The organism is Pseudarthrobacter adonitolis (assembly GCF_055412845.1).
In genome coordinates this window covers 1-15,381 of sequence record NZ_JBVAYW010000036.1, presented here as the reverse complement: position 1 = coordinate 15,381, position 15,381 = coordinate 1, and the positions used below count along the sequence as shown (strand labels likewise).

The window sequence follows — 15,381 nt, the reverse complement described above, 5'->3', positions numbered from 1 at the left end:
GCGGAACTCGGGCCAGTTCGCCCAGTCACCCACGAGGTTGGAGTTGGCAAGGAGCACGCGGGGCGCCCATTCGTTGGTGCGGAAGACGCCGACCGGTTTGCCGGACTGGACCAGGCGGGTCTCGTCCTTTTCCATCGTTTCCAGGGTGCGGGTGATCGCGTCGAACGCGGCCCAGGACCGGACCGCGCGGCCGGTGCCGCCATAGACCACCAGGTCATCGGGACGTTCGGCCACCTCGGGGTCCAGGTTGTTCATCAGCATGCGCAGCGGCGCTTCGGTCTGCCAGCTCTTGGCGGTGAGCTCGGTGCCGCGGGCAGCTTTGACCGGGCGGGCACCGGTGGTGAAATCGGCGGGTGCCATGAGGGCTCCTTCGTGGGTAATGAAGTGATAGGGCTTCGTGTTTACTTTGCGGCTGCGGCGGGGCGGTGGCCTGCCTTCGCTAGCTGGATTTGCTCGTAAACGTGGTGGCGCAGCTCTGTGAAGCGCGGCAGGGATCGGGTGTTGAACTGGTCGCGTTCGGCGGGGAGGTCGATGACCAGGTCCTCTTGGATGACCGTTGGTGAGGACGAGAGGATGAAGCCAACGGGTTCGCCACAAGGACTGAGGACGGCCTCTACCGCCCCGGGTTCCGGATGGTCCAGCTCGGCGTTCAGGCGCTTAGCCATGAATCGCTCGTAGCGACGAGCCGGACCGCGCTGCAGGCCCTCGTCGAGCAGACAGGCGAGTCTGCCTACCTGAGCGTTCTGGTGGGTAACACACATGGCCTGTATCTGGCGATCGAGGAGGGCACGCACACCGTGCGCCATATCAACTGGGTTGGCCGGACTTTTCCGCTTCGAGGAAGCGCAGCCGGCGCAGCCTTACTGGGGCAAGTGGACCCCGGGTCATACACCGTTGTAGCTAACGGCGTGGAGGCGGACGTGACTGCCGTGGCAGCACCCGTTATGGTGGGCTCAAAGATTGCTGCAGCCCTCAGCATCGTGGCCCCCAGCTACCGCACCACCACGGAGGCTGCCCAGGACCTGGGCGCCCGGGTTGCCGGGGAGGCCAAGAGGCTCTTTGCCACACCCGAGGCCGGGGCAGCCACCCTCGCACCGCAAGCTTCGTAGAAGCTACTCGCAGTCTTTACTAGCGCTGCCTCCCCGTTTTCATTACATCTCGTCTTCGCATAGTGGCTAGCGATCCGCTCCGCAGCGATGCAGGCCGGCGATCGAGGTGAAGGCTAACCTCGTCGCGTTAGGACTTTCCGCGCCTTCTGGCCCGTTCCACGAGGTCAGCCGCCCACGGGCGCGTTCCGTGATGGAGCACCATGCCTTCGGGCAGACCCCGGACGGACGCGGTGGAACCGGAGATATCGATAGTGATCCGGCCCTCGGCCATGGGGGCGTTAGTGATATGCAGATCGCCATACGATTCCGGGAGCACGGGATCCATCCAGAGGCCACCGCGGGCAACGTCGGCGTAGTAGCCCATCAGGCTCTTTACGAGCTGGATTGGCGTGGTGGCCGCCCAAGCCTGGGGCGAGCAGGCGGTGGGGTAGGGTACGGGTTCGTCGTAGTGCTCGCGGCTGAAGCCGCAGAAGAGTTCGGGCAGGCGTCCCTCTGAGTACTCGGCCGCCTCAAACAGGGCCGTGGAAATCCGCTGCGCCTGCTCGATGAAGCCGTAGCGAAGGAGGCCGGCTGCGATGATCGCATTGTCATGGGGCCAGACGGACCCGTTGTGGTAGCTCGCGGGGTTGTAGGCGCCCATGTTGCTGGCCAGGGTCCGCACGCCCCAGCCGCTGAACATCTCCGGGGACATCAGCCGTTCAACTACCAGCGGGGCCTTGTCCTTATCGATGAGGCCGAACAGCAGGCAGTGACCCATGTTGGAAGCGCACGCATCAACCGGCCGCTTGTCGCGGTCCAGCGCGATGGCGTAGTAGCCGTGCTCGGGCAGCCAGAACTGTTCGTTGAACTGCCTCTTCAACCGTTCAGCGCGGTCCCAGTACTTGGCGGCCAAGTCCACGTCACCGGCGTCGTAAGCCAGCCAGGAGCGACCTAGGTACGCGCTGTAGACATAGGCCTGCACCTCGCAGAGCGCGATCGGCGCCTCGGCCATCCTGCCGTCCGCGAAGTTGATCCCGTCCCACGAATCCTTCCAGCCCTGGTTGATCAGCCCGCTGTCATTGAGCCGTTCATACTCGACGAACCCGTCCCCGTCCTTGTCACCGTAGTCCCGGATCCAGTCCAGCGCCCGGTCCACATGGGGCATCAGGGCGGCGATGGTATCTGCAGCGAAACCCCAGCGGCTTACTTCCCCAAACAGAGCCACAAACAGCGGCGTAGCATCCACGCTCCCGTAGTAGGCGGACTTGCCGCCCAACGCCAGCCCGCTGGAGACGTCGAGCCTGACTTCGTGCAGAATCTTGCCCGGTTCCTCCTCGCTCATCGGATTCACTACGCTGCCCTGGCGGTCGGCCAGCGTCTGGATGGTACCAAGGGCGAGGGACGGATCTACGGTCAGCGCCATGAGAGACGCCCACAGTGAGTCGCGGCCGAACAGTGCCATGAACCATGGCGCGCCGGCGGCCACCACGATCCGGTCCGGGTGGTCAGGATCCTCAATGCGAAGTGCGCCCAGATCGTCATAGCTGCGCCGAAGGGTCCGTTCGATGGAGCGGTTGCCCATTCGCAGGACCGGAATTTTGGACACCCACTCCTGCCGGCGCCGGTCGCGCGGAGACATTTCGACCTCGTCGGAACGAAAAACTGCTGCCACGGGGCCGGTTCCGTCGACGGTAGGCGCCACGCTCATGGTGCCGCTCCATTGTCCGTGCGGCGGCACAACGGCACGGTACGTCAGGGCCTCCGGCGCAACCTCGGCCCCGCTGGCCGAGACGACGACGCCCTTCCGAACATCCCTCCAGGCGGCCCGGATGACCAAACTATCTCCGTCGGCTGCGCGGGACTCCTTCCAGCGCCGCTGAAGGCGTGCCTCCTTGACTTCGAAGAGGTCCGCGAAGTCAGCCTCGACGCTGAGGGAAACAATGCATTCGGCAGGGGCCGGTGAGTAGTTCCAGACGGTGATCTGCTCCAGGATTCCGGCACCTACCTCGCGGAGGCGTTCCACGATCAGCGGGCTGTCCGCATACCCGCCCGAGCGGGGAACGCGGCCGACAAAGAGACCGCGATACGGCTCCTTCGTCTTGGCGGCCAGCGGTTCCAGGGGCTCGCCATTCACGGTCAGATTCCAACGGGACAGGATGCGGGTGTCCTCGAAGAAAACCCCGTGCGGAAATTCCGGATGGATATCACCGTTCGCCGAGGAGATGCAAAAGGATGAGCCCTCCACCAAGGTGACCGTCCCGGGCCCAAGCGGCCCGGCAGCAGTGTCGGCATTCCATCCAGCCATCCCGACCCCTTCAATGGGTTGACTTCACGGCTTCAGCGTTCTGGTGGCACCGCGCGGTTCGTTATCGACGAATCGATCGCTGCCTATATCTGTCCAACCGACGCTACGCCCGTGCACCAGATCATGCCAGCCCCCGCATTGACTCATAGAAGATGCGCGTAACGGGGTGTCTGCGGCCGCCGTTCGCCGGCGGGGGGGGGTAGGGCTGCTGCTATGGAGCTGACGATGAGCGAACGCAGGGCTGTCACGAAGGTTCTGGCCACGGAATACCGCCGTGCTTCCAAAGCCAGGAAAGGCGAGATCCTGGATCAGATCTGCGCGGTAACGGGCTGGCACCGCAATCATGCCCGCTAGGCGCTGGGTCTGGTCCTGACGATCAGGGTCGTCCTCGCTGGATCCGCGAGGCCGGTCCCATACCAAGCCGCGCTCGACGATGACTTCGCGTTCGTACTCGGCCAAGGTGGCGAGCATGTTGCGTCAGCCGTCCGGTGGTTGTTGCAGGGTCAATGCCGTCCGCGATCGAGCGGACCATGATCCCCTTGTCCCGAAGCCCGTTGACGCGTCTTGTTCCTTCTCCCCCGGCAAAGTCGAGAGCCGATATTGGACGCTACATCAACCTAAATCGGGAGTATCCCGACCAATGTTGAGTCAGCGGAAATTGCCCCCACCCCCGTTGGTGGCCCCTCGACGGCGCCGGCTGGGGAGAAGCGTCGCCGCCCGCTGTTCCTTTGCGGCGAGGCGCCGACGGTTCGAACCCCGGGTGGGTTGGTCGCCCGGCGGCGAGCTGCTTCGGGTGCAAGTCCCTTCTGCCACGAGGTGTCGAGGCGTCTCCATAGCGACGGTGGGTCTACCAGCACTCCCACTACCGCCGCCCGACTAAGCCCGGCGAGTTTGGCGGCCAGCGAGCTGCTCGAACAGAGCTCACCCCGCCCGCTCCACCGCCGCCAGTATCGCCTGGCCCAACTCAACAGGCTTGGTGAACTGGGGCCAGTGGCCGGTGGGGAGGTCCACGTAGTCGACGTCGCGGATGCGGGCCAGTTCGGCGACGAAGGGGTGGCCGGCGTCGATCCATTCCGTAAGGAGCGATGACGGGAATTCGCACGCGATCACGGTGGCGGGAACCTCGTAGCGGCGGACGTCATGCAGGTGCTGCCGGCCGTACGCCACGCCCTTGGGCTGCGGAATGGCGCGCGCCCGGAACGAGGCGCGAAGCTCGTCGGTGAGGTCCACCAGGTCGGCGTCCTCGAAGCCCTCCCACGGCGGCAGCGGCACGTCGTCGCCGTCGGCGGGCAGCTCGTCGTTGATGGCCCCGCCCTCGCCCAGGGGTCCGCTGTCCACGTAGATGTTCCGCGCCACCCGGTCAGGCCGCGCGTCCGCCACACCGTGGATGATCGCGCCCCCGCCGGAGTGCCCCACGAGGACCACTTTTCCATCGAGGTCATCAACAAAATTTACGACGGCGGCAATATGGTCCTGCAGGCTGATGCCGGCCCGCGGTGTATCGACAGATTCAAGGCCGGGAAGCGTCAGCGGATGGGTTGTGTGCCCCGCCGCCTCCAAGGCAGGCGTCACCTCCTCCCACGACGACGCGTCCAACCAGAAACCGGGTACCAGGATGATGTCCATGACGGAACCCTACTCCGCGTCGGCTGCTCTAAGTAAGGCGCCGGGTAAGACCGGGGCGGTCAGGCCGCCGTCGCGCATCACGGCGACGGCGTCGGTCAGCGGGACGAATTCGGTGTCGTGCGTGACCATCACGGTGGCCACCTGAAACTCGTCGGTGACCCGGCGCAGCAGCCCGACGATCGACGCGCTGCGCGCGTGGTCCAGCGCCGCCGTCGGCTCGTCCACCAGCAGCACCCTCGGGCTGCCCATCAGGGCGCGGGCAATGTTCACCCGCTGCCGCTGCCCGCCCGAGAGCTCATGCGGACGCTTGTCCGCGGACGCGGCCAAGCCCACCAGATCCAGGAGTCCCGCGGCGAGCGAACGCGCGCCCTTAAGCGGCTTGCCGCGCAGGTGGTGGCCAATCATCAACTGCTCGGCGGCGGTCAGGGACGCCAAGAGGTTGGGCTGCTGGAAGATGATGCCCACCTTCTCCCGGCGCAGCGCGGTCAGTTCCCTGTTCTTCAGCCCCGCGGTGTTGGTCCCGTCAATTATCACGTCCCCGCTGGTGGGGCGGACCAAGGTTGCGGCGACTGCCAGGAGGCTGGATTTGCCCGAGCCGGACGGACCCACCAGCGAGACCATTCGGCCGGCTGCGACCTTGAGGCTGACGTTGTCCAGGGCCTTGATGGTTCCGTCGCCGTCCGGGTATTCGAGGGTGACGTTGCTGAGGGTCAGAGGGTGGGTGAGAGCGGAGCCGGCGGTTGTCGTGGCGAGGAGTGCAGGTGTGACAGACATGGGGAATACCTTTCGGGAGGGTGAAGAAGGTGCTAGTTGCCGCCGAGGGCGATCAGCGGATCGACCGTGGTCACCCGGCGGACTGCCAGCGCGGCACCCGCCATGCCCAAGGCCACAATTCCCAGCACCGGTAGCAGCGTGGTGGCCGGCGTGACCAGGAAGGGCGCGGCCTGGGCCGCGGCGAACCCGCCCAGAATGCCGACCGCCCCGCCAAGGCCCGCGCCGGCCAAGAGCACGATGGCGGCCTGGGTCACGGCATCGCGCAATACGTAGCCGCCGGACGCGCCCATGGCCTTGAGGACAGCGATATCGCGGGTGCGCTGCACCGTCCAGACCGTCAGGAACGCCACGATCACCAGCGCCGAAATTCCGTAGAGGAACGCCTGCATCAGCATCAGCGACCCGTTTTCGCTCTTGAAGGAGCCCAGCGCCTGGAACGATCCGGTGCGGGTGGTGCTGACCGTGCGGGCCATCGCGTTCGCCGCCGTCTCGTCCACCACGGCCCCGTCCTGATAGGTGACCGCGACCACGGTCGCCACCGGCATGCTCCCCGGCGCTCTGCCGGCCGCCGGCGCCAAGTGCGCCACCTCTGCCCAGGTCGGCAGCGCCGTCCACACCACACCGGTGTGCGAGTACCACTGGTCATTCACGACGGTGGCGACGGTCAATTCAGTGCCACCCACCGTGGCCGTGTCTCCGACGTCGAGCGACAGGTCTGCGGCGACGGTCGCGCCGATCACCACCGACCCGGCCCGGACCGGCGACGGCGCGAGCAGCCCGTCCTCGGCAACGCCGAACACCGCCACATTGGTGGTGCCGCCGTCGCCGCCCTGGAGGCGGGACTGGCTGATGCCCAGGGCCTCGGCCCGGGCCACCCCTGCAACGCGCCTCCAGCTGTCCACCTGCGCGGCCGTCACTTCGCTTTCGGTAAAGGACGCCGCGGGCTGGTTGGTGCCGGGTGCGCCAAAAACGATGCTGTCCACCGGTCTGGCCTCAGCACCAGACCCGGCACCCAGCTTCCCGATGGCGGACGTGGACTGGTCGCCCAAGCCTGCGGTGAGCCCGGAGAGCAGCACCAGAAGCAGCGTCACCAGTGCCACCACGCCGCCCATCAAGGCGAACCGGCCCTTGGCGAACCGGATATCGCGAATAGCGAGAAACACGTTGTACTTCCTTTAGTCGGGGTGGAATTCCTTCTGAATCCACTCTCCGGCGCATCGAAGCGGCCCACATCGGGGACTTGGTTGAGCCGGGCGGGACAAAGGGCCGACGGGGCGATCAACCTTACGGTTGATCCGCACGCCCCCGCCGGCGCATATGCTGATGAAATGCCTGCCGCGGACCCACAGACCACCCCGTCGGGGGCTGCCATCCTGCGGTTCCTGCGGGTGACACTTCATGTCGGTTTTGCCGTGCTGCTGCTGGTCGCCATCCTGCGGCTCCACTTCGCGGACGGAGCGGCCGGCGCCACCGGCGCGACCGGCCCCGCCATGCCGGAAGGCACGGCAATCGGCCAGCGCCTCGTCTGGTCCGCCCTCGCCCTTGCTCTCGCCACGGCCTACCTCGCCGGCACGGTCCTGGAGAAGCGCTTCGCCGCAGGCCGCTCCAGCTTCAACCCGCACCCCTACGCCGCCCCCTGGCTGGGCCTTGTCACGGCACTGTGGGGCGTCCTCCTGGCCGGCAGCGCCGAGTTCTCCTGGGTCGCCTTCCCGCTTTTCTTCCTCCACCTGCATGTCCTGCCGCGCCGGATTGCGCTGCTCACCATCGCCGGGATGACGGCCGCCGTCGTTGCCTCGCAGTGGGTAGCCAGCGGCCTGCCGTCACCCACCCTCCCCATGGTCCTGGGACCGGTGCTGGGTGCCGGGTTCGCCGGGGTCACCGGCCTGGCGTACCGGGCGCTCTACCAGGAGAGTGAGGCGCAGCGGCTGGCCGCGGCGGAACTCCGCCGGACCCGCGCAGAGTTGGCCAAGACCCAGCGCGAGGCCGGCGTCGCAGCTGAACGTGAGCGCCTGGCCCGCGAAATCCACGACACCCTCGCCCAGGGCCTGTCCAGCATCGTCCTGGTGGCGCGGGCGGCAGAGAAGTCCCTGGCCAGCGGCGATCTTGCTACCGCCGCCGAGCGGTTCGCGCTGGTGCAGCAGACGGCGTCGGAAAATCTCGCGGAGGCCCGCAGCTTTGTCCGCGGCCTCACCTCGCCCCAGCTTCAGGAGTCGTCGCTCCCGGAAAGCCTGCAGCGGCTCTGCGGCGAGACCGAAACCCTGGCCGCCGCGCGCGGCGACGGGCTCCGCTGCCGCTTCGAGCTGGTGGGAGACCCGGCGGAGCTGCCGCCGCAGTACAGCGTCACCTTGCTCCGGGCCGCCCAGGCCAGCCTGGCCAACGTCAGGATCCACGCCAAGGCGAGCACCGCCGTCGTCACCCTCGCGTTCCTCGGGGACGAGGTCACTCTGGACGTGTACGACGACGGCACGGGCTTTGTGCCGGAAGCGACGGGTCCCGGGGTGGCCGGCCGGGCGGACGGCAGCGGGTTTGGGCTGCGCTCGCTGGCTGCCCGGGTGGCCGAACTGAACGGCTCCCTGGACGTGGAGACGGCACCCGGCGAGGGGACCGTCGTCGCCCTCCGGCTGCCGCTCACCGCAGCGGAGCTACGAGGGCAGGCGCCGCCTGGGCCGCCGCTGGTAAGCCCGGAACTGCCCGGCCCGGAAGGGCAGTGGGACTGATGGGGGAGCTCCGCATTGTCTTGGTGGATGACCACCCCGTGGTCCGCGCAGGCCTGCGCGCCATGCTCACCGAGTTCGAGAACTTCAGCGTGGCTGCCGAGGCCGCCGACGGGGACGCGGCGCTGCGCGAACTCGCGCGGCTGCGGACCCTGGGGGAGCGCGTGGACGTGGTCCTGATGGACCTGCAGATGGGCGCCGGGATGGATGGTGTTACCGCCACCGCCGCGATCCGGCAGCTGGACTCCCCACCGCCGGTCCTGATCCTGACCACCTACGACACCGAGGCGGACATCCTGGCCGCCGTGGAGGCAGGCGCCAGCGGCTACATGCTCAAGGACGCCCCGCCGGAACAGATCCGCCAGGCGGTACTGTCGGCGGCGGCCGGCCAGACGGCGCTGGCGCCCAAGGTCGCGGCACTGCTGATGTCGCGGATCAGCAGCCCGGAAACCGCCCTCACAACCCGCGAGGTCCAGCTGCTTGAACTGCTGGCCACCGGCCTGACCAACCGCGCCATCGCCAGGCGGCTCTTCATTTCCGAGGCCACCGTCAAGACCCACCTGGTGCACATCTACGGCAAGCTCGGTGTGGACAACCGGACCTCCGCCATCGCCATGGCCACGCAACGCCGTATCATCCGCACGCCGGGCCAGTAACTTCTCTGAGTTTTTGGGCAGATATCCGCCCTTGGCCTTCAGGGTGGAATATGTGGACTAAAACTCCAGGGGTGAGACCGTCCCGGATGCCGGGCGAAAATGTCAGGCAGCGGTGCAATACTGAGGTTTGCATCACTCGGCGGCCGGGGGGAAACTTCTGAAATGGTCCTGGATACAACGACGCTGCGGGTCGCCTTCGCCCTGATGGCTCTCCTGCTTGGCCTGCTGTTCTACTTCTTCGCCTACCGCACCACGCGCGCACCGTACAGCGGCTGGTGGTGCCTGGCCTTGGCGCTGTTTCTCACCGGAGCCCTTGCATTCCTGCTCGACGGCACGCCCCATCAGCGGTGGGCTAATCCAATGGGCCATGTCCTGTTGGTCTCGGGGGCGGTGAGTGTCTGGGCGAGTGCATGTTCACTGCGGCGGCCCCCTCCGCGTCCGTGGATGTTGGCGGCCGCGCCCGCTGTGACCCTGCTGGCCTCCGTTCTTGACAGCCCGGCCACGAACACGTGGGCAGGCGGACCGGTCTTTCTGGCCTCGATGAGTCTGATGTTTGGGCTGGCGACCCGGGAGATGTGGCCGCCTGAACCCGCTTACACCCAGGTCCGGATCCCCATGACGGCATCTGTCGGGCTGGTGTCCGTCTTCTACACGGGCCGCCTTATTGCGTTTCTCACCGATGGGCCGGGAGGACCCATCTTCGAGTCGGTCTTTGGCTCCTCAATCACCACCATGCTCACCATGGTGCTGCTGGTAGTGGTGTCCTTCAGCATGGCCGCGCTCAGCAGCGAACAGCAGACCCGGGCCCTGCACATGGTAGCCACCCGGGACGATCTGACTGGGCTGCTCAACCGCAAAGCCTTCCTGGACCTGGCCGCGGCGCTGTTGAAGGACCCGGCCGTGACTCAGGGGACGGGTGCCGTGATCCTCGCAGACCTGGATCATTTCAAGTCAGTCAACGATACCCACGGGCATGCCGCCGGCGACCTTGCGCTCCAGGCCTTCGCCGGCGCGTGCCGGGATACAGTGCGTTCCACGGATCTCGTGGGCCGGTACGGTGGGGAAGAGTTTGTCCTCCTTATCCCGGGCGCCTCCGCCGGGCGGGCGGAGAAAATCGCCGGGGAGGTCAGCCGGCGCCTCGCCCATGTGCCCACTGCCGACGGGCTTGAGATGCCCACCGTCAGTTACGGCGTGGCACTGTACGACGCCGGGACCTCCGATGTGGAGGACCTCATCGCCTCCGCGGACGGGGCTCTCTATGTGGCCAAGTCGCTGGGCAGGAACCGCACCGTCCACAGCAACCGGATGGGCTAGCTGTCCAGGTTGAGCTTCCCCGCCGGCCACGATCACCGCTGCCATCAGGTGATCCAGGCCGTGGCTGCGCATCAGCGGCTCAATAACCAGGGCCACGGCGCCGGTGGCGGCGGAAATCCTGGCGGGCCGGCCGCCCACAAAGGAGATGGTGACAGCCATGGTGAACGCCGCGATCAGGCCGATCCGCGGATCCACGCCCGCAATCACCGAGAAGGCGATGGCCTCCGGGATCAGCGCCAGCGCCACCACCAGGCCCGCCAGTGCCTCGGTGTTCAGCCGCCGCGACGCCTCATTGCGAAATAGGGGGCACGTCCGCCCCTGCCAGTCTGGGGCACGCCGCGGGCCAACTGCTAAAATGACTTGGTTGTAGACCGGCCTATAGCTAGTCCAGCCAGCGCCGTAACGTAAGTAGGGGACCACACAAGACATGACGGCAGGCGGTTCACACATCAGCACTTCGGAGAGCTTCCCCGGTCCGTCGAAAAAGACAGCGGCCGGCGCGGAGCTCCCGACGTCTGCCGCGCCCGCCGTAGCTCCCCCCACGAAGCGCCGGGTGTACATCGCCACCTGGCAGGGGTTCCTCGGCGCCCTCATGATGTTTGTAGGCTCGATCGGAACCGGCTGGATCGCCAACGGCTCACCCATGATCCGCCAGCCGGTGGTCATCGCCCTGCGGACCGAGGGCTGGGGCGTGACCCTGTCCACCGTGCTCCTGACGGTGGGGGCGATGCTCCTGATGCGGTCCTGGCTCCGGCTGGGCCAGCGGCTGGACGACTGGGGCGAACACTCGCTGCGGTCGGTGGTCATAGCCATCTCCGCCTGGTCCCTGCCGCTCCTGCTGGCGGTCCCCATCTTCTCCCGCGATGTCTACGCCTACACCGGCCAGGGCCGCCTGGTCATGGAAGGCCAGAACCCCTACACCGTGGGCATCTCCACCCTCAACAACTGGTTTGCCCTCGGCGCGGACCCGGCCTGGGCCGAGAACAGGACCCCCTACGGGCCCTACTTCCTGTGGCTCGCGCGCGGCGTTGTGGAGCTGACAGGGGCACAGCCCGACGTGTCCGTCCTGCTGTTCCGCCTGATCGCCGGCGTCGGGGTTCTGCTCTGCGTCATTTACGTGCCCAAGCTGGCCGAACTGCACGGCATCAACGGCGCGCGGGCACTCTGGATCGCGGTGGCCAACCCGCTGTTCCTCATCAGTTTCGTGGCCAGCGCCCACAACGACGCGCTCATGGTGGGCCTCGCCGTCGCCGGTGTCTACTTCGCGGCGACGAAGCGCTACCTGGCCGGAATCCTGCTGGTCACCGCCTCCATCGGGATCAAGCCGATCACCGTGCTGCTCCTGCCGTTCATCGGGGTTATGTGGGCCGGGCCCGCCGCCTCGTGGACGCGGAAGTTCCTCATTTGGGGCGCGACGGCGGGAATCAGTTTCGCGGTGCTGGCCGTCAGCGGGATCCCGTACAACCTCGGGTTGGGCTGGGTCTGGGCCATCATGGACCCGACTCCCGGGTACACCGGCTATTCGCCGTCAGGGTTCCTGGGGCAGCAGGTTGAGTTCCTCGGCAACGTGCTGGGACTGCCGGGCGGCACCATTGCGGACCTGCTGCGGACGGGCATGAAGTGGGCGGCCATCGGGCTGGTGCTGCTGCTGATGTTCCGTGGCGATTACTCGCGGGCGGTGCGCCGGCTGGCCCTGGCGTTCGCCGCCGTCGTCATGCTTTCGCCGATCATCCAGCCCTGGTACATCCTGTGGTTTGTGCCGTTCCTTGCCGCCACGGGCATCCGGAACGACTGGCAGATCCGGTGCCTCTACGTGGGCGTGACGTTCTTTGTGGTGTTCGGCGCGCAGGACCAGCTCTCGGTCTGGTCCTTTGTGGAGCTGACCGTGGACGCGTCGTCGCTCGCGTTCGTGACGGCGCTGCTGTTCACGTTCTACCTGCTGGTCCTCGACATCCACACGCGGAAGCTGCTGATCGAGGGAAAACCCTCGGACTGGGCCCGGCGTGGCTGGCGCTGGGTCCTGGACCAGCGCCGCAGCGCCCGCTGAGGGCGAGATCCCGCCCCATCATTAAGGCCTGCCCGTCAGCAAGCGCGCCCTCTGTCTGGGCTCGCCAGAGGTGCAGGAATGGTATGTCGCGACTGCCGTCGGCATTGCTGCTCGCGCAAACGTGTTGATGTTCGCAGTCGACGGGCAGATAACTGCATCCAGCGCGGGAACAGGGGCAAGAACATTTGCCCCTGTTCCATTGAACACAGGTCAGGCGGTGGCTTCCGGGCCGAAATGGCCGTGTATGACGTGAAGCCGCCCCGTACATATGTCCCCGCCGTACGCGGTTACGGGACCTTCGTTTGCTGCGTGGGCGGCTGCGGTGATTTCACTGTGGCCCCTGCATAGTTGTCCGATGCGAAGCCTCGATAGTCCGGGTCATGCAGGCGGCCCGCTCCCACTTGCGGACCGCCCGTGGCAGAGTCAATCCGGACGCTCATACCGGCGAACCCACACGCCTGCCGGATGTGAGCGGCAACCGCTGCCCGTTGATTTGTTTGGCCTCCCTGCCGAAGATCTTTTCGACGGCCTCGGCAAGAACGGCTACATCCGTGAATCCTGGGAACTTGCGTTCCGGCTGGGCCGCGCGCATTCGATCATCAACCAAGGCCTTGACGACGAAGATTACGGCCGCTGAATGCTGCGTGGTAGCCGGCGCTGCGTCCCCCGCCTGCAGTTGACTGAATCCGTCCGCGACGGCAAGCGTCCAAGCTTCGGCGGCGGCCTTGACGGCTGCATAGGCGGCCCCGTCTGCCGTTGGCGAAGAGGCGGCCTCCGCGGAAACGATGGCCAAGCGGCCGGCAGGGGAGACTGCCAGGTCATCGTAAAACGCGCGGCTGGTGTTCCTGAGCGTCGTGAGGACGCTGGTATTAAGGAAGTCCCAGTCTTCGTCCCTCTGGCCTTGGATGCCGACGCCTCCTCGCCACCCCCCCACTAGGTGGATGAGACCGTCAGCGGCTCCGAGGTCGAACCGAACCGATTTTGCCAGGTGCTCAACTGATTGCTGGTCGGCAAGATTGCACACATAGCCTGTGACATTGTCATATGCGCCGGCGAGCTCCTGGACGCGGTCCTCGAGGATGTCCACGGCGGCTACGCGTGCCCCTGCATCGGAGAGGGCGCGGACCACCGCCACGCCCGCCGCGCTGGTCGAGCCAGCGACTACGATGGTCCGTCCTTCGAGATGCCGGCTCATGCGCAGGCCTTCTCTCCAGCGTTGACTGGGCTCTTGCCGGTGATGCCGGCGGTGGATTCGATAACGGAGCGCATCTTCTTCTCCAGTGCCTCGTAGAACATGGACAGGGGGAACTCGTCATCGAGGACTTGGTCGGTTAGGCCGCGGGGCGGGCCATTCAAAGGAAGGGCTTCCGGTCCCTTTGCCCATACCGAGGAGGGGTTCGGGGTGAGGGTTTCCGAGATGAGGTCATAGGCGGCCAGCCAGTGTGCCGTCTTGGGACGGTCAATGGAGCGCCAGTAGAGTTCCTCGATCCGGATGCCCAGCTCGACGACAACGCCGGCGACGCCCTTCCAATCGATGCTGAGCTTGCCATCGGTCCAGTGCAGGACCCGGTGCTGGTGCATCCAGGCAAACAGCAGCTGACCACCGAGACCGTCGTAGTTGCGGACGCGGCTGCCGGTAATGGCGAAGCGGAAGATGCGGTCAAAGATCACTGCGTACTGGACCAGCTTGGCGTGTTTCCGCGCATCCTCGGAGGCGTTCTCGTCCCGTTCGATGAGGACCGATTCGCGGAAAGCGGTCAGGTCACAGCGCAGCTCCTCAAGGGAGTAGAGGAAGAAGGGCATCCGCTGCTTGATCATGAAGGGGTCGAACGGCAGATCGCCACGCATGTGGGTTCGGTCGTGGATGAGATCCCACATGACGAAGGTCTTTTCCGTCAGGTGCTGGTCCTCGAGCAGTTCTGCGGCGTCAGCCGGCAGATCCAGGGAGGTGATTTCAGAGGCGGCCCGGAGCACTCGACGGAACCGTGCAGCTTCGCGGTCTGCGAAGATGCCGCCCCAGGTGAACGACGGGGTGGTCCTAACCGCGACGCTCTCCGGAAAGAGCACGGCAGAGTTCGTGTCGTAGCCGGGGGTGAAGTCCGCGAAGCTGATGGGTACGAAGAGCTTGTTGGAGTAGCTACCCGCCTCGAGATCGGAAATGAAATCGGGCCAGATGACCTCGATGAGAACAGCTTCCACGAAGCGGTTCGTGCTGCCGTTCTGCGTGTACATGGGGAAAACGACCAGATGAGGCAGCCCGTTGATACGCCAATGTTCAGGGTGAAAGGCCACCAATGAGTCCAGGAAATCCGGGACGCCTAATCCCTCGGACTCCCACCCGCGGAAGTCCTTCACCAGGAGCTCAAGGTATTCGGCGTCGTGGGGCAGAAACGTCCTCAGCTCGTCGATTGAAGCAACGATACTGCTGATGTTCGCCCGGGCCTGCTCATGGTTCGCGGAATCGGGAACAGACCCGTCTTGTGCCTGAACTTGCTGCAACTCAACGACGGACGCCTTGAGAGCCTTCCAAGCGGGGAGAAGGGCGAGGTCCTCCGCCCGGGTGGTCAACTCGACATTTGCTGTAGCTGCCATGCTCGTTTCCTTTCGGTAAGGGGATTTCCTCAAGATAGCAACGGATAAGAGCCTCTAACATCAAAGACGCCAATACGTAAACAACTCTTATGCTTATTGATCAATGCAGGCCTCAATGCCTTGCGTTGCGAATGAATGAAGAGCCCCAGACCTAGGGCGTGTCTCCCAATTGGTTCGTGACGGCTTTGGCAGGCTGGAACTATGTCGCGCACTGCAGTCCTGACCGATGCCCAATGGGAGCGAATTGAATCGTTGATGCCCAGTT

The 15,381-nt window shown here is 66.0% G+C and carries 12 protein-coding genes and 4 pseudogenes; 6 read left to right on the top strand and 10 right to left on the bottom strand.

Features of this window, described 5'->3' with window-relative positions:
• Both ACZYZ4_RS18970 and ACZYZ4_RS18965 read right to left on the bottom strand, forming a co-directional pair.
• Positions 1-360 (bottom strand): annotated as a pseudogene (locus tag ACZYZ4_RS18970) (urocanate hydratase); the annotation flags it as partial.
• 41 nt (positions 361-401) lie between these two features.
• Positions 402-593, bottom strand: a pseudogene (locus ACZYZ4_RS18965) (ABC transporter ATP-binding protein); the annotation flags it as partial.
• Positions 594-632: 39 nt separating this feature from the next.
• On the opposite strand from ACZYZ4_RS18965, the gene ACZYZ4_RS18960 reads away from it, so the two are divergent.
• Positions 633-1,109, top strand: a complete 477-nt coding sequence (locus ACZYZ4_RS18960; RefSeq protein ID WP_463863332.1) for an IclR family transcriptional regulator domain-containing protein — start codon at positions 633-635, stop codon at positions 1,107-1,109.
• A gap of 127 nt (positions 1,110-1,236) precedes the next feature.
• Here ACZYZ4_RS18960 and ACZYZ4_RS18955 read toward each other — a convergent pair whose 3' ends face one another.
• Positions 1,237-3,393 carry an amylo-alpha-1,6-glucosidase gene (locus ACZYZ4_RS18955; RefSeq protein ID WP_463863331.1) on the bottom strand — a complete coding sequence of 719 codons (2,157 nt, stop codon included), beginning with the start codon at positions 3,391-3,393 and terminating at the stop codon, positions 1,237-1,239.
• Positions 3,394-3,618: 225 nt separating this feature from the next.
• Between ACZYZ4_RS18955 and ACZYZ4_RS18950 the strand changes: the two genes are divergently transcribed.
• Positions 3,619-3,747 (top strand): hypothetical protein, encoded by a 129-nt coding sequence (locus tag ACZYZ4_RS18950; RefSeq protein ID WP_463863330.1) that lies wholly within the window; start codon positions 3,619-3,621, stop codon positions 3,745-3,747.
• A 69-nt stretch (positions 3,748-3,816) separates the two neighbouring features.
• Here the strand turns inward: ACZYZ4_RS18950 and ACZYZ4_RS18945 are convergent.
• The 4 genes and pseudogenes from ACZYZ4_RS18945 to ACZYZ4_RS18930 all read right to left on the bottom strand — a co-directional run.
• Positions 3,817-3,952, bottom strand: a pseudogene (locus ACZYZ4_RS18945) (recombinase family protein); the annotation flags it as partial.
• A gap of 362 nt (positions 3,953-4,314) precedes the next feature.
• On the bottom strand, positions 4,315-5,019 hold the full coding sequence (locus tag ACZYZ4_RS18940; RefSeq protein ID WP_463863329.1) for an alpha/beta fold hydrolase: 705 nt from the start codon (positions 5,017-5,019) through the stop codon (positions 4,315-4,317).
• 9 nt (positions 5,020-5,028) lie between these two features.
• Positions 5,029-5,793: an ABC transporter ATP-binding protein gene (locus tag ACZYZ4_RS18935; RefSeq protein WP_463863328.1), complete on the bottom strand. Its 765-nt coding sequence runs from the start codon at positions 5,791-5,793 to the stop codon at positions 5,029-5,031.
• Positions 5,794-5,825: 32 nt separating this feature from the next.
• Positions 5,826-6,956: an ABC transporter permease gene (locus ACZYZ4_RS18930; RefSeq protein WP_463863327.1), complete on the bottom strand. Its 1,131-nt coding sequence runs from the start codon at positions 6,954-6,956 to the stop codon at positions 5,826-5,828.
• A gap of 165 nt (positions 6,957-7,121) precedes the next feature.
• Between ACZYZ4_RS18930 and ACZYZ4_RS18925 the strand changes: the two genes are divergently transcribed.
• From ACZYZ4_RS18925 to ACZYZ4_RS18915, 3 genes are all read left to right on the top strand, one after another.
• Entirely contained in the window at positions 7,122-8,510 is a 1,389-nt protein-coding gene (locus ACZYZ4_RS18925) for a sensor histidine kinase (RefSeq protein WP_463863326.1), read from the top strand.
• Positions 8,510-9,163: a response regulator gene (locus ACZYZ4_RS18920; protein WP_463863325.1), complete on the top strand. Its 654-nt coding sequence runs from the start codon at positions 8,510-8,512 to the stop codon at positions 9,161-9,163. The genes ACZYZ4_RS18925 and ACZYZ4_RS18920 overlap by 1 nt, the downstream gene beginning before the upstream one ends.
• Before the next feature lie 162 nt (positions 9,164-9,325).
• The gene (locus tag ACZYZ4_RS18915) at positions 9,326-10,477 is read left to right on the top strand and encodes a GGDEF domain-containing protein (protein ID WP_463863324.1); all 1,152 of its coding nucleotides are present in this window, start codon (positions 9,326-9,328) and stop codon (positions 10,475-10,477) included.
• Between the two features lie 21 nt (positions 10,478-10,498).
• Here the strand turns inward: ACZYZ4_RS18915 and ACZYZ4_RS18910 are convergent.
• Positions 10,499-10,753: pseudogene (locus ACZYZ4_RS18910) on the bottom strand (SulP family inorganic anion transporter); the annotation flags it as partial.
• 151 nt (positions 10,754-10,904) lie between these two features.
• On the opposite strand from ACZYZ4_RS18910, the gene mptB reads away from it, so the two are divergent.
• A complete protein-coding gene (gene mptB / locus ACZYZ4_RS18905) occupies positions 10,905-12,524 on the top strand; it encodes a polyprenol phosphomannose-dependent alpha 1,6 mannosyltransferase MptB (RefSeq protein ID WP_463863323.1) in 1,620 nt (539 codons plus the stop codon).
• Positions 12,525-12,960: 436 nt separating this feature from the next.
• Here the strand turns inward: mptB and ACZYZ4_RS18900 are convergent, their stop codons facing one another.
• A complete protein-coding gene (locus tag ACZYZ4_RS18900) occupies positions 12,961-13,719 on the bottom strand; it encodes an SDR family NAD(P)-dependent oxidoreductase (protein WP_463863322.1) in 759 nt (252 codons plus the stop codon).
• Positions 13,716-15,116 carry a DUF6421 family protein gene (locus ACZYZ4_RS18895; RefSeq protein ID WP_463863321.1) on the bottom strand — a complete coding sequence of 467 codons (1,401 nt, stop codon included), beginning with the start codon at positions 15,114-15,116 and terminating at the stop codon, positions 13,716-13,718. The genes ACZYZ4_RS18900 and ACZYZ4_RS18895 overlap by 4 nt, the downstream gene beginning before the upstream one ends.
• Between the last annotated feature and the right edge of the window lie 265 nt (positions 15,117-15,381).